We start from the raw sequence: 14126 nt of genomic DNA, 5'->3' as shown, positions 1-14126 counted from the left end.
TTGTTTTCCATGTTTCCTTAGGTTGGCTTCACTATTCGGAATTCGCCGTTTCGGCAGCCGCGGGATCAGTCATGTTCAACATCGACGACGAGAAACGCCCGGTTCCGCGTGCATCGTTGCTCGATTTCGTAGCCGAGGACACGCGCGGTTCCGCGCGCGCAAAAAAAACTCGCGCAGCCGGCGCTTCTGCGACCAATTCCTCTTTGCTCAATCGCCCGTCCGCGGCGGCAGGGTCGGCTGGCCGTACCGGCGCACGCGCCGCAGCGCAGCCGCAAATCGGCGGCCAAACGGCAAAGGAAACCAAGGGAACGACCAGGCCTCGTCGCACCCTGAGCGGCACGGGCGACAGGCTGATGCGCTGGTTGGCCGATGGCCAATCGGACGATGCCCAGGCAGCATCCACGTCGGCCGCCGGGAATTCGAGCGATCGTCCCCTCGTCGATATCAAGATCGTCCTGCGTTCGGTCTGGCAGCTCCGCAAGATCATCATCGCGACGACTGCGCTCGGCGCCGTGGGCGGCGTTCTCATCGCGCTTTCGACACCCAGCATCTACGTCGCCGAAAGCAAGCTCTATGTCGATCCGCGCGAGGTGCGGCTGACGGATTCCGATCTGTCGAAACAGTCGCTTGCGACCGAAGGCATTCTCGCGCTCGTCGACAGCCAGCTCGAAGTGCTGCGTTCGCGCACCGTGATGGAGAAGGTTGCGGCGGGTCTGGACCTCGAGAAGGATCCGGAATTTGCCGGCAGGGCTGGCGGCGACGCGTCCGCCCGCGTGCTGAAGAAGCTGAGCGAGGCCATCCAGGTCTGGCGCGACCCGAAGACCTTCATCGTCACGGTCGAAGCGCAGACGCGCGATCCGGAGAAATCGGCACTCATCACCAACCGGCTGGTCGAAACCTTCCTCGGAGAAGAAACCGCAGCACAATCCGGCTTCTTCCAGAAGACGACGGTAGCGCTTGACGCCCGCATCAAGGAATTGAAGGCCGAGCTCGACGCGGCCGAGAAGGCGGTCGAGGACTATAAGGCGAGTTACGACATCGTCGGCGCCGGCGGCGAGTTGATTGCCGACAAACAGCTTCTGAGTCTCAGCGACCAGGTGGCCGCCGTCCGCAACCGCATCGCCGAAGCAAAAGCGAAAGCGGAAGCCTCCGGCAAGGTGCAGTTGAACGACGTTTTGACCGGGGCCTATCCTGAGGAAATCAACTCGCTGGCGCTGTCCGAACTGCGCAAGCAATTTGCAGCGACCAAAGCGCAGCTGAGCGCGCTTGACGCGAGCCTCGGGCCACGCCATCCGCAGCGGATCGCAGCCCAGCAGGCGCTGGAGTCCTCGCGCTCCGAAATCGCCAATGAACTGCGCAGAATTGCCGCTGCGGCCGGCACCGAGCTTGATCGCGCCCAGCGCACCGAGCAGGACTTGCTGCAGCAGCTTGCGGTGCAAAAAGCGCGGCAGATCGATACCTCCGCCGAATTCGTCGAATTGCGTGAGCTGCAGCGGAAAGCCGCGGCAACGCGCGAAATATACGAATCCTTCCTAAAGCGCGCCGGCGAAACGCGCGAAGAGGAAAAGCTGACGGCCAAGAACATCCGGGTGATCTCCAAGGCCGAGCCAGCGCTGCAGGCAAAGGGGCCCTCCCGCAAGATCATCGTGATTGCCGCTACCATGGCCGGGTTCTTCGCCGGCTTCGGCCTCGGCGTCCTGCTCGGCGTCTACCGCAGCATGCGCGGGCTGTTTGCCGATCCTGGTGCGGGGCTGCAGCGCGATCAGGATCCGGAACCGCCGCAGCCCGAGGGTGACCCCAAACCCCCGCAGCGCAAACAGCCGCAGACCGATTCTGCTCCGGCCAAGGCCGACCTTCCGCCGCCGTTCAGCCCGGCGGCGCATCATGCTCAATCGCTGACGGCCGCTTACGCCGCCGCCCGCCGCGGCGAGTTGGCGGGTTCGTCGCTCCGGCACCCTCTGCCCCATGCGGAACCGGAAAACGATAGCGACATCGCCAAGGTGCAGGAAGATCTTCGGGCGCTGAGGTCCCGCGTCGAGCATTACTCGCGTCAGAAGCTGGCGCGCGGCTAGGCTATCGCCATCGCTCTCTCACGATTTTGAGTGAAGCCTTCTTCACCTCTCAGCTGTGAGAGGAAATCCTGCATAGCGCAGCGAAACTTCGTCAACCTTGTCGGCGCCTCTTGCATTTATGCGTTTGGAACAGCATAGGGCGCTTTGAGGCCATCGCCTTTTCCCGGGCGAACTAGAGTGTGCCGCGTGAACAGGAAGCCAGGAGGAACATGCCGTGACGACTGTGATTGATGGCAAAAAAGTCGCCGCTTCGGTGATCGATACTGTGAAGGCAGCGACCAAGGCACTCGAGACGGATGCCGGTGTCCGCGCGGGCCTCGCGGTGGTGATCGTCGGCGACGATCCGGCAAGCCACGCCTATGTTTCCTCCAAGAGCAAGATGGCCAAGGAGTGCGGGTTCCTGTCGATTCAGCACACGTTGCCGGAAGCAACCACACAGGAAGAGCTCGCCTCGCTGGTCGCAAAGCTCAATGCGGATCCCTCCATTCACGGCATTCTCGTACAGCTTCCGTTGCCGAAGCATCTGAATTCCGAGCCGATCATCCAGTCGATCCTGCCGGAAAAGGACGTCGATGGCCTGCACGTCGTCAATGCCGGCAAGCTGGCGACCGGTGATCTCGAAGGCGGTCTCGTCTCGTGCACGCCGGCCGGCGCTATGGTCTTCGTGCGCCAGACCCACGGCGAGGATCTGTCGGGACTGAACGCAGTCGTCATCGGCCGGTCGAACCTCTTCGGCAAACCGATGTCGGCTTTGCTGCTCGCTGCCAATGCGACGGTTACGACGGCGCATTCGCGCACCAGGGATCTGGCCGCCGTCTGCCGCAACGCCGATATTCTCGTGGCCGCCGTCGGCCGTCCGGAGATGGTGAAGGCCGATTGGGTGAAGCCCGGCGCGACGGTGATCGACGTCGGCATCAACCGCGTGCCGGCCCTGGAGAAGGGTGAGGGCAAGTCCAAGCTGGTTGGCGACGTCGCTTTCGCCGAGGCCGCCGATGTCGCAGGTGTCATCACCCCGGTCCCGGGTGGTGTTGGCCCGATGACGATCGCCATGCTGATGGCCAACACCGTGATTGCCGCTCATCGCAAGGCCGGCCGCAAGCCGCCCCACTTCTGATCCCGCTTGAGCGGGAATGAGGAGACGCGTCGCGATTGCGGCGCGTTTTCATTTTTGCGGGGCGGGTCCGGTCGACGCACGTACGATCAGTTCGGCGCGCCAGAGTTCCTGTTCCGGATAGTCGCCACGCTTCAGGATGCCGCCGATCAGTCGTGTGGCGATCCGGGCGCCGGCCGCCCGAAGCGATGAGCGCGTCGTCGTCAGCGGCACGCTGAAATTCTCGGGCTTCAGCATCGGCAGCACGTCGTCATGCGCGATGAGCGAGATATCCTCGCCGATCTTCAATCCTGCCTGATTGATCGCCCGGACCGCACCGAGCGCCAGCACCGTACTGGAGCAGAGCACTGCCGTCGGCGGCTGCGCATGCTGCAGGAAGCGCTGCATGCTGCGGTAGCCGTGCTCGTCCGTCATCAGTGAGTGCTGGACCAGGCCCTCGTCGGGCGTGAGGCCGTGTTCGGCGAGGGCCCGGAGCATTCCCTTTTGGCGGCGGATGGAAAAAGTCAGATATTCCGGTCCGTTGATCAGCGCGATCCGCTGATGCCCGAGCTGAATGAGGAGCCGTGCCGCATCATAGAACGCGGCGGTGTTGTCGATATCGAGGAAGGGATAGTCCCGACTTTCGCCGATGGAGCGCCCGTGCACGAGAAAGGGGATCGACAGCGATTTCAGCATGGCGATGCGCGGGTCATTGGCGCGCATGTAGGCAAGGAACAGGGCATCGACATTGCCGCTTGCCGCAAGCCGCCGGAACGTCACTTCCTCGTCCTCCGGCGCGCTCGGATTGAGCACGAAATGGAAGTCGTGCTTGACTGCTTCTTCTGCAAGGCCCGCCAGGAATTCGCCGAAATGCACGTCGGAATCGATGCCGGGCGCAATCGGCATCACCATGCCGATGGAGTAGGCCTTGCCGGTGGCCAGCCGCTGGGCGGCGCGGTTTGGCCTGTAGCCGGTATCGCGTACGGCCTGAAGCACGCGTTGGCGGGTCTCGGCATTCACTTCCGGATAGCCGTTCAGCGCCCGGCTGACCGTCGTCTGTGACAGGCCGAGTAGTTCCGCAAGTTGCTTGAGATTGACCGCCATGGTCAAGTTTCCTCCCAAAGCGCTTTGGGTGCCCGTTTGATTTTAGGTGTTTGTCCCAGCGCCTCGGGTTTGTGTAGCATCCGTTTTTCGAGCAACAAAGCGGAATTCAACCATTGCGCGGTGCAAAATGTTACCGCAGAGCACAAAACTGTCGCGGTTGGGACGGTGGCGGGAAAGCTCTTGACTCCTCGCGTGTCGCAATGGTTTGTTAGCGAACTCAAAGCGCTTTGAATTTTTGCGCGTTGTCGTCTGCCCGGCGGGATCCGGGTTCATCTTGGGAGGAGAAGGACGTGAAGAGATCATTGCTGTTGGGCGTGGCGGCGTTTGCCCTCATTGCAGGTGCTGCCGGCGCCGCGGACCTCAAGTTCAAGCCGGGTGAAGATAAGAAGTTCAACTGGGCAAGCTTCGAAGAATTCAAGAAGGGGCACGACCTCAAGGGCCAGACGCTGACCATCTTCGGTCCGTGGCGCGGCGAGGATGAGGCGCTGTTCAAGAGCGTCTACGCCTACTTCACTGAAGCGACGGGCGCCGAGATCAAGTACTCGTCTTCGGAAAACTACGAGCAGCAGATCGTCATCGACACCCAGGCCGGAAGCCCCTCCGAAATCTCGATCCTGCCGCAGCCGGGTCTGATCGCCGATCTCGCCTCCAAGGGTTACCTGACGCCGCTTGGCGACGAGACCCAGAAGTGGCTGCTCGACAACTACGCCGCCGGCCAGTCCTGGGTCGATCTGTCGACCTACAAGGACAAGGACGGCAAGGCCGCGCTCTTTGCCTTCCCCTACAAGATCGACGTGAAGTCGCTCGTCTGGTACGTGCCGGAAAACTTCGAGGACGCCGGCTACGAAGTGCCGAAGACCATGGAAGAGCTGAAGGCGCTGACCGAGAAGATCGCTGCCGACGGCGGCAAGCCCTGGTGCATCGGGCTCGGCTCTGGCGGTGCGACCGGCTGGCCGGCAACCGACTGGGTGGAAGACCTGATGCTGCGCACGCAGCCGGCTGACGTCTACGACAAGTGGGTCAAGAACGAGATCCCGTTCACCGATCCGGCCGTTGTCGGCGCGCTCGACGAGTTCGGCTGGTTCGCCAAGAACGACAAGTTCGTCGATGGCGGCGCTGCGGCCGTTGCCTCGACCGACTTCCGCGACAGCCCGAAGGGCCTCTTTGCCTCGCCGCCTAAGTGCTACCTGCACCACCAGGCATCCTTCATCCCGTCCTTCTTCCCGGAGGGCACGGTGATCGGCGAGGACGCGGACTTCTTCTACATGCCGCCTTACGAGAGCAAGAAGGAGCTCGGCAACCCGGTGCTCGGTGCCGGTACGCTGGCCATGATCACCAAGGATTCGCCGGCGGCGCGCGCCTTCATCGAATTCCTGAAGACGCCGATCGCGCATGAAGTCTGGATGGCGCAGACGAGCTTCCTGACACCCTACAAGAGCGTCAATGTCGACACCTACGGCAATCCGCCGCTGAAGAAGCAGGGCGAGATCCTCTTGAACGCCACCACCTTCCGCTTCGACGGTTCGGACCTGATGCCGGGCAAGATCGGCGCGGGTGCGTTCTGGACCGGCATGGTCGATTTCGTCGGCGGCAAGTCGTCGGCCGACGTTGCCGACGGCGTGCAGAAGGCCTGGGACGCCATCAAGTAACAGGAACGATGACGGGCGGCAGACATGCCGCCCGTTGCCGATACGGGCTCCATGCCAGAGCGGGGAGCGGAAAAGCGCATGCGGTTTTCTGTTCGCTTCCCGCTCTCCATGAGGCGGTGGGCCCCAAGGAGAACGGCGACAATCGCCAGCCCTGCACGCGACCGTGCACCGAGGGGGAGGGACATGTCATGTTGTTTCAGCTTGTGAAAGCTGCAGGGTTCATGTTGGGCGGGGTAATCGCCTGTGCCGCCTATTTCTGGGGAACCAGTTTCATTCTCGACTTGATCTTCCCGTCGAAAGGGAAGTCCGGCGCCGTCGCCGCAAGAAACCTGCGTATTACCAACGCTATCCGTCCGTGRTTGTTTCTGGGCCCGGCACTGCTGGCGCTGACGGTCTACCTCATCTATCCCGTCTTCATGTCGCTCTGGTACAGCGTCCATGATCGGGCGGGCCAGAACTTCGTCGGTGTCAGCAACTACACCTGGATGGTCAACGACGGCGAGTTTCGCCAGTCGATCTACAACAATTTTCTCTGGCTGCTGGTCGTCCCGGCGCTGGCCACCTTCTTCGGTCTGATCATTGCCGCACTCACCGATCGCATCTGGTGGGGCAACATCGCCAAGACGCTGATCTTTATGCCGATGGCGATCTCGTTCGTCGGCGCCGCGGTTATCTGGAAGTTCATCTACGATTTTCGACCCGAAGGAGCGGATCAGATCGGTCTGCTGAACGGGATCGTGGTTGCCTTCGGCGGTGATCCGCAGGCCTGGATCACGCTGCCTTTCTGGAACAATTTCTTCCTGATGGCGATCCTTGTCTGGATCCAGACGGGTTTCGCCATGGTCATTCTTTCTGCGGCGCTGCGGGGCATTCCCGAAGAAACGATCGAGGCGGCCGTCATTGACGGCGCCAATGGCTGGCAGATTTTCTTCAAGATCATGGTGCCGCAGATCTGGGGCACGATCGCCGTCGTCTGGACGACCATCACCATTCTTGTGCTGAAGGTCTTCGATATCGTTCTCGCCATGACCAACGGCCAATGGCAGAGCCAGGTGCTCGCCAACCTCATGTTCGACTGGATGTTCCGCGGGGGCGGAGACTTCGGTCGAGGGGCGGCGATCGCCGTCGTCATCATGATCCTCGTCATTCCGATCATGGTCTGGAACATCCGCAATGCGGCCAAGGAAATGAAGGGGCACTGAGATGAATCCAGCGACACGCTCCCCCCTCATGTGGGTTGTCCACCTCTCGGTCCTTTTGATCGTGGCGCTCTGGACCCTGCCGACCGCCGGCTTGTTGATCTCGTCACTGCGCGACAAGGACCAACTCGCCGTTTCCGGCTGGTGGACGGCGCTCTCGACATCGTCGCAGAACATCGTCGTCCGGGCGCCCGGTCCTGAGAGCCAGGTCGAGCGCGACGGCAAGTTCGTGATCGCCGGCAATCTGCTCGAAGGGGAGGCGGGGCAGATTTCCGCCTTCGGCTTCAACAGCCGTGAGCCGACGGCGTTCAAGGCCGGTGAAACCGCCGAACTCAACGACGGCGAAAAACTGACGGTTCAGGCGGACGGCAATTTCGAGATCGTCTCGGACAAGAAGATGGAAGGAAGCCGCGGCCAGCGCGTCTTCATCACGGCCTCGTCGCCGCCGCGCTTCACCTTCGACAACTATGCTGAGGTTCTGGGGGCCGAAAACATTGGCCGGTCCTTCATCAACTCGCTGACCGTCGCGGTGCCGGCGACGATCATTCCGATCATGATCGCCGCCTTCGCGGCCTATGCGCTTGCCTGGATGCCGTTCCCCGGTCGGGCAATCCTGATCGCCGTCGTCGTCGGCCTTCTGGTCGTGCCGCTGCAGATGTCGCTGATCCCGCTGCTGAAGCTCTATAACGGTGTCGGTACGATCTTGGGCGTGCCGCCCAAGACCTATGTCGGCATCTGGCTGGCGCATACCGGCTTCGGGCTGCCGCTGGCGATCTATCTCTTGCGCAACTACATGGCCGGCCTGCCGCGCGAAATCATGGAATCCGCCCGCGTCGATGGCGCCAGCGATTTCGATATCTTCGTCAAGATCATCCTGCCCTTGTCCTTCCCGGCGCTTGCCTCATTCGCAATTTTCCAGTTCCTTTGGACCTGGAACGACCTGCTTGTGGCGATCGTGTTCCTGGGGGCAGGGCCGGACGAATTGGTCCTGACGGGCCGGCTCGTCAACTTGCTCGGTTCACGCGGCGGCAATTGGGAAATCCTGACGGCCTCCGCCTTCATTACCATCATCGTTCCGCTGATCGTCTTCTTCAGCTTGCAACGCTATCTCGTGCGCGGCTTGCTGGCGGGTTCGGTCAAGGGCGGCTGACTATCAAGGACCACCAGAGAAAATGGGCATGACCGAAATGAGCAACTCCACCTTGCAACCGGACCGGGACTGGTGGCGCGGCGCGGTGATCTACCAGATCTATCCGCGCTCCTACCAGGACTCCAACGAAGACGGCATCGGCGACCTGAAGGGCATCGTTGCCCGGCTGCCGCACATCGCCGCCCTCGGTGCCGACGCAATCTGGATTTCGCCGTTCTTCACCTCGCCGATGAAGGACTTCGGTTACGACGTCTCCAACTACACCGATGTCGACCATATCTTCGGCAGCCTTGCGGATTTCGATGCCGTGATAGCTGAGGCGCACCGCCTCGGTATCCGGGTGATGATCGATCTGGTGTTATCGCATACCTCGGACCAGCATCCCTGGTTCGTCGAGAGCCGGTCGAGCCGGACGAACGCCAAGGCGGATTGGTACGTCTGGGCAGACTCCAAACCCGACGGCACGCCGCCCAACAACTGGCTGTCGATCTTCGGTGGCTCGGCCTGGGCGTGGGATCCGACCCGCCTGCAGTATTACCTGCACAACTTCCTGACCTCGCAGCCGGACCTCAATCTGCACAATCCGGAGGTTCAGGAAGCGCTTCTCGGCGTCGAACGCTTCTGGCTGGAGCGCGGTGTTGACGGCTTCCGCCTCGACACCATCAACTTCTATTTCCATGACAAGCAGCTGCGTGACAATCCGGCACTGGCGCCGGAGCGCCGCAACGCCCAGACCGCGCCTGCCGTGAACCCCTACAACTATCAGGAACATCTCTACGACAAGAATCAGCCGGAGAACCTGGCATTCCTGAAGCGCTTCCGCGCCGTTATGGACGAATTCCCCGCGATCGCCGCGGTCGGCGAGGTAGGCGACAGCCAGCGCGGCCTGGAGATCGCCGGCGAATACACCTCCGGCGGCGACAAGATGCAGATGTGCTACGCGTTCGAGTTCCTGGCGCCGGATCCGCTGACGCCGGCGACCGTTGCTGAGGTTCTCGGGAATTTCCAAAAGGCTGCGCCCGAAGGCTGGGCCTGCTGGGCCTTCTCCAACCACGACGTCGTGCGCCATGTCAGCCGCTGGAGTGAAGGTGTTGCCGATCGCGACGCGCATGCGAAGCTCCTCGCAAGCCTGTTGATGTCGCTACGCGGCTCGGTCTGTATCTATCAGGGCGAGGAGCTGGCGCTGACGGAGGCGGAACTTGCCTATGAGGATCTGAAGGATCCCTATGGGATCCAGTTCTGGCCCGACTTCAAGGGCCGCGACGGCTGCCGCACGCCGATGGTTTGGGATGGCGCGGCGGTCAATGGCGGCTTCGGCGCCGCCAAACCTTGGCTGCCGGTGCCGGCAGGGCATCTGCAGCGCGCCGTGTCGATCCAGCAGGGCGACGAGGCCTCGGTCCTCGAACACTATCGCCGCTTCCTGCATTTCCGGAAGGCGCATCCGGCGTTTGCCAAGGGCGAGATCGAGTTCGTAAGCACGGATGCTCCGGTTCTCGCCTTCGTGCGCAGCTACGGCAACGAGAAGATCTTCTGCCTCTTCAACATGAGCGGCGAGCCAGTGGCGGCCCTGTTGCCGAATGAACCGCTTGCCGCGCTGGAGGGGCATGGCTTCGTTGCCGAGGTCGGGGCTGGAACGGTCAAGCTTTCAGCCTGGGGCGCGTTTTTCGCGCGGCTGGTATGATTCTGATGAACAACATGAGAGCAAGGACAGACGGGAAGAATCGAAGGGGAGGGTGCAATGACAGGTCTGCTGCTTAAAGATATCCGCAAGTCCTACGGCGCGGTCGATGTCATTCATGGCATCAATCTCGACATCAAGCAGGGCGAGTTCATCGTCTTCGTCGGCCCGTCCGGCTGCGGAAAGTCGACGCTGCTGCGCATGATCGCGGGTCTCGAGGAGATCACCGGCGGCGACATGTTCATCGATGGCGAGCGCGTCAACACCGTGCCGCCGTCGAAGCGCGGCATTGCCATGGTGTTCCAGTCCTACGCGCTCTACCCGCACATGACGGTCTACGACAACATGGCCTTCGGCATGCGGATCGCCAAGGAGACGAAGGAGGAGATCGACCGTCGCGTGCGCAACGCCGCCGATATCCTGCAGCTCACCAAATATCTCGACCGGTTGCCCAAGGCTCTGTCCGGTGGCCAGCGCCAGCGCGTCGCCATCGGCCGCGCGATCTGCCGTGACCCCAAGGTCTTCCTGTTCGACGAGCCGTTGTCGAACCTCGATGCGGCCCTGCGTGTCGCCACCCGCATCGAGATCGCCAAGCTCAGCGAACAGATGGCGGGCACGACGATGATCTACGTCACCCACGACCAGGTGGAGGCGATGACGCTCGCCGACCGTATCGTGGTGCTGTCGCAGGGCCATATCGAGCAGGTAGGCCCGCCGCTCGAACTTTACGAACGCCCGGCCAATCTGTTCGTCGCGCGCTTCATCGGCTCGCCGGCGATGAACATCATTCCCTCGACGGTCACGGCGACCGGTGCGCAGACAACGGTGAAGCTGACTGGCGGCAAGAGCGTGACTCTCGATATCCCGACCGACGCATCACAGAACGGCAAGACGGCGAGCTTCGGCGTGCGACCCGAAGATCTGCAGGTGAGCACCGGCGACGATTTCCTGTTCGAAGGTACGGTCTCGATCGTCGAGGCGCTCGGCGAAGTGACGCTGCTCTACATCGAGGGTCTCGTCGACAAGGAGCCGATCATCGCCAAGATCCCCGGCATCCTGCCGGTTCACCGCGGCGACAAGGTGCGCTTCACCGCCGACAAGGCCAAGCTGCACCTCTTCGATGCCGAAGGCCGCAGCTATCGCACCTGAGTGACGACGTCGACCTCACGTTTTTCGACCCGCCCGTAAAATCGGGCGGGTTTTTTCAATGCAACCGGCCGATCAAACCCTCTGTTAAATCTCTGCCGCTAATCTGTCTCAAAAGGGGATAAGAAAGGCATATCGATGAGAGGCGCGGCGCCTGTGATGCACCAGCACTTCCTGAACAAGGAAGAGTCCTTCATGTACGATCGGGAAGCGAGCTTTCCGATGGAGGACACCCGGAACGAAGCGCGCATCGAATACACCGAAAAGGGCATGACGCAGCTGAGTTCTCGCCGCTGCGAAATCCTCAAGCTCTCCAAGAGCGGCGCAGTCCTCGGAATCCTGACCCAATACCAGCTGCCGCAGAATTTCTATCTGGATATCCCGAGCGCCCGCATCCAGATGGTTGGCTGCCTGCTGAAGCGGGTGCACGCCAACAATGTCGTCGAAGCCCGCTTTCTCCGTCTGCTGACCGACCGCGATCTCAATCGCATCTTCGTCTACAGCACCCACCCGAACCACCGGAACCGCACGCTCGACATCTACCGTTAACCAGTACGCTCAGGTCTTGACCGGCGTGCACGGTTCAATGGAAGGTTGTGGTTTCCGCAACGGATTCGGACCACACCCATGCAGCAACCCTATCGGCTTTCCTGCCATTGCGGTGATATCGCCATCGAAGTCGACGAGGAGCTGAGAGGCCTTGTCGACTGCAATTGCTCGATCTGCCGGCGCTCCGGTTTCCTGCGCTGGAAGGTGGATGCAGCCAAGGTGACGCTGCTGACCGAGAAGCGCCGCCTGTCGAGTTACATCTGGCGCGGGCTTAACGAGGGGCACCACTTTTGCCCGACCTGCTCGACGCCGATCATGCGCAGCGGCTATCCGGACAACAGGATTTCCATCAATGCACGCTGCATCGAGAACGCCGATGTCTTTGCGCTTGAGATTGAACGCTATGACGGCCGCAACGATATGTTTCCCGGCCCCCTGCCGTGAGCGTGTCGATGCCGCAGAGCAGCCGCCACCCGGAAGTGAACATTCGGCGACGAAAAGAGCGCCGTTCTCTCAGGAACCGGCGCTCTTGGCTTTTTAGTGGAAGAGGACGCTGGCGCCGTGATCGGCAGCGCCGGCAATCGCTCGGAACGGAGCGAAAAGCTCGCGCCCCATGCCGAACTCGTTGTCCGACAGATCCGCGTGCGCCGGCACGCGTGTCTTGAGCGCGATGTCTTCGACCAGGACTTCGATCGTTCCGGCTGTCGCGTCGATGCGGACGATGTCGCCTTCCTGGATGCGAGCGATCGGGCCGCCGTCCTTGGCTTCCGGCGTCACGTGGATCGCCGCAGGCACCTTGCCCGAGGCGCCCGACATGCGGCCGTCCGTCAGGATGGCGACGCGCTGACCGCGATCCTGGAGGATGCCGAGCACGGTCGTCAGCTTGTGCAACTCGGGCATGCCGTTCGCCTTCGGGCCCTGGAAGCGCACGACGGCGACGAAATCGCCTTCGAGCTTGCCGGCCTTGAACGCGGCATTGAGCTCGGYCTGATCGTGGAAGATCTTGGCCGGCGCCTCGATGACGTGACGGTCCGGCTTGACGGCGGAGATCTTGATGACCGCCTTGCCGAGATTACCGGTCAACATCTTCAGGCCACCGGTATGCTGGAACGGTTGGTCGATGGTCGCGAGCACCTTCGGATCGGCGCTTTCCTTCGGCGTCGGCACGCGTTCGACGTTACCATCGGCGCCGAGGCGAACGTCGATCTTGTAGGCGTCGAGCCCTTGGCCGACGACAGTGCGCACATCGTCGTGCAGCAGGCCGCCGCGAAGCAATTGGCTGATCAGGAAGCCCATGCCGCCGGCGGCGTGGAAGTGGTTCACATCGGCAAGCCCGTTCGGATAGACGCGCGCGAGCAGCGGCACGATATCGGAGAGCTCGGAAATATCCTGCCAGGTGAGAACGATGCCGGCAGCGCGCGCCATGGCGACGAGGTGCATGGTGTGATTGGTCGAGCCGCCTGTCGCATGCAGACCGACGACACCGTTGACGATCGAGCGCTCGTCGATCATTTCGCCTGCCGGCGTGAATTCGTTGCCCATGGCGGTGATCGCGAGCGCCCGCTTGGCGGCTTCCTTCGTGAGCGCGTCGCGCAGCGGCGTGCCCGGATTGACGAAGGAGGCACCGGGCATGTGGAAGCCCATGATCTCCATCAGCATCTGGTTGGAGTTGGCGGTGCCGTAGAAGGTGCAGGTGCCGGGGCCGTGGTAGGACTTGGACTCCGCCTCCAGGAGCTCGTCGCGGCCGACCTTGCCTTCGGCGAAGAGCTGGCGCACCCGCGCCTTCTCGTCGTTCGGTAGACCCGAGGTCATCGGGCCGGCGGGCACGAAGACGGCCGGCAGATGGCCGAAGGTCAGCGCCGCGATGACGAGGCCCGGCACGATCTTGTCGCAGACGCCGAGATAGACGGTGGAATCGAACATGTTGTGCGACAGGCCGACACCGGCGGCCATGGCGATCAGGTCGCGTGAAAAGAGCGAAAGCTCCATGCCGGGCTGGCCCTGCGTGACACCGTCGCACATGGCCGGCACGCCACCTGCAACCTGCGCAACGCCGCCTGCGGCGCGTGCCGCCTCGCGGATCAGCGCCGGATAGGTCTCGAACGGTTGATGGGCCGAAAGCATGTCATTGTAGGAGGTAATGATGCCAAGGTTGGGCACGCGGTCGCCCGCCAGCGCCACCTTCTCGGCGGGGGAACAGACGGCAAATCCGTGCGCGAGGTTGCCGCAACCGAGCACGCTGCGGTGCGGGCCGCTTGAAGCCGCGCGGCGGACGCGGTCGAGATAGGGTTCGCGGTGCGGTTTCGAGCGCTCGACGATACGTGCGGTGATCGCGGCAATGCGGGAATCGGCGGACATGACAAATCCTGTTCCGGAGTATCGAGACTCCTCATCTTCATCCAGTCATCGGTCCGGAACGCGGCGAGCTTGGGAGAGCGCGCGTCGCGTCCCGGCTGTTTTCGAAACACGTTTCCGATCCGGTGGCAGCG

General features: G+C 62.4%; 11 protein-coding genes. 9 read left to right on the top strand and 2 right to left on the bottom strand.

The window, feature by feature from the left end; genetic code table 11:
* The first annotated feature begins 71 nt into the window (after positions 1-71).
* Positions 72-2072: a GumC family protein gene (locus AB4Z53_RS02285; protein WP_441594461.1), complete on the top strand. Its 2001-nt coding sequence runs from the start codon at positions 72-74 to the stop codon at positions 2070-2072.
* 214 nt (positions 2073-2286) lie between these two features.
* Positions 2287-3186 (top strand): bifunctional methylenetetrahydrofolate dehydrogenase/methenyltetrahydrofolate cyclohydrolase FolD, encoded by a 900-nt coding sequence (gene folD, locus AB4Z53_RS02280; protein ID WP_441594459.1) that lies wholly within the window; start codon positions 2287-2289, stop codon positions 3184-3186.
* Between the two features lie 48 nt (positions 3187-3234).
* Here folD and AB4Z53_RS02275 read toward each other — a convergent pair whose 3' ends face one another.
* The gene (locus AB4Z53_RS02275) at positions 3235-4266 is read right to left on the bottom strand and encodes a substrate-binding domain-containing protein (protein WP_223726435.1); all 1032 of its coding nucleotides are present in this window, start codon (positions 4264-4266) and stop codon (positions 3235-3237) included.
* A 290-nt stretch (positions 4267-4556) separates the two neighbouring features.
* Between AB4Z53_RS02275 and AB4Z53_RS02270 the strand changes: the two genes are divergently transcribed.
* From AB4Z53_RS02270 to AB4Z53_RS02240, 7 genes are all read left to right on the top strand, one after another.
* Positions 4557-5915 (top strand): ABC transporter substrate-binding protein, encoded by a 1359-nt coding sequence (locus AB4Z53_RS02270; protein WP_113536399.1) that lies wholly within the window; start codon positions 4557-4559, stop codon positions 5913-5915.
* Positions 5916-6103: 188 nt separating this feature from the next.
* Positions 6104-7117, top strand: coding sequence for a carbohydrate ABC transporter permease (locus tag AB4Z53_RS02265; RefSeq protein WP_441594457.1), 1014 nt, complete (start codon positions 6104-6106; stop codon positions 7115-7117).
* Position 7118: 1 nt separating this feature from the next.
* Positions 7119-8264, top strand: a complete 1146-nt coding sequence (locus AB4Z53_RS02260; protein ID WP_113536398.1) for a carbohydrate ABC transporter permease — start codon at positions 7119-7121, stop codon at positions 8262-8264.
* A gap of 28 nt (positions 8265-8292) precedes the next feature.
* A complete protein-coding gene (bglA, locus tag AB4Z53_RS02255) occupies positions 8293-9945 on the top strand; it encodes a beta-galactosidase BglA (RefSeq protein ID WP_441594455.1) in 1653 nt (550 codons plus the stop codon).
* Between the two features lie 57 nt (positions 9946-10002).
* Positions 10003-11091: an ABC transporter ATP-binding protein gene (locus AB4Z53_RS02250; RefSeq protein ID WP_441594453.1), complete on the top strand. Its 1089-nt coding sequence runs from the start codon at positions 10003-10005 to the stop codon at positions 11089-11091.
* A 135-nt stretch (positions 11092-11226) separates the two neighbouring features.
* The gene (locus AB4Z53_RS02245) at positions 11227-11637 is read left to right on the top strand and encodes a hypothetical protein (protein WP_113536395.1); all 411 of its coding nucleotides are present in this window, start codon (positions 11227-11229) and stop codon (positions 11635-11637) included.
* A gap of 78 nt (positions 11638-11715) precedes the next feature.
* Positions 11716-12081, top strand: a complete 366-nt coding sequence (locus AB4Z53_RS02240) for a GFA family protein (protein WP_441594450.1) — start codon at positions 11716-11718, stop codon at positions 12079-12081.
* Positions 12082-12174: 93 nt separating this feature from the next.
* Here AB4Z53_RS02240 and edd read toward each other — a convergent pair whose 3' ends face one another.
* Positions 12175-13995 carry a phosphogluconate dehydratase gene (gene edd / locus AB4Z53_RS02235; protein ID WP_441594448.1) on the bottom strand — a complete coding sequence of 607 codons (1821 nt, stop codon included), beginning with the start codon at positions 13993-13995 and terminating at the stop codon, positions 12175-12177.
* Positions 13996-14126 lie beyond the last annotated feature (131 nt).

This window comes from Ensifer sp. 2TAB8 (assembly GCF_052115125.1).
Taxonomy (GTDB): domain Bacteria; phylum Pseudomonadota; class Alphaproteobacteria; order Rhizobiales; family Rhizobiaceae; genus Ensifer.
The sequence above is the reverse complement of the archived record's forward strand: the minus strand, read 5'-3'. Positions and strand labels throughout refer to the sequence as shown.

Coding starts and splice junctions, on each gene's coding strand:
- AB4Z53_RS02260 (WP_113536398.1), top strand. CDS start 7,119: ATGAATCCAGCGACACGCTCCCCCCTCATGTGGGTTGTCCACCTCTCG.
- bglA (WP_441594455.1), top strand. CDS start 8,293: ATGACCGAAATGAGCAACTCCACCTTGCAACCGGACCGGGACTGGTGG.
- AB4Z53_RS02250 (WP_441594453.1), top strand. CDS start 10,003: ATGACAGGTCTGCTGCTTAAAGATATCCGCAAGTCCTACGGCGCGGTC.
- AB4Z53_RS02245 (WP_113536395.1), top strand. CDS start 11,227: ATGAGAGGCGCGGCGCCTGTGATGCACCAGCACTTCCTGAACAAGGAA.
- AB4Z53_RS02285 (WP_441594461.1), top strand. CDS start 72: ATGTTCAACATCGACGACGAGAAACGCCCGGTTCCGCGTGCATCGTTG.
- AB4Z53_RS02240 (WP_441594450.1), top strand. CDS start 11,716: ATGCAGCAACCCTATCGGCTTTCCTGCCATTGCGGTGATATCGCCATC.
- AB4Z53_RS02275 (WP_223726435.1), bottom strand. CDS start 4,266: ATGGCGGTCAATCTCAAGCAACTTGCGGAACTACTCGGCCTGTCACAG.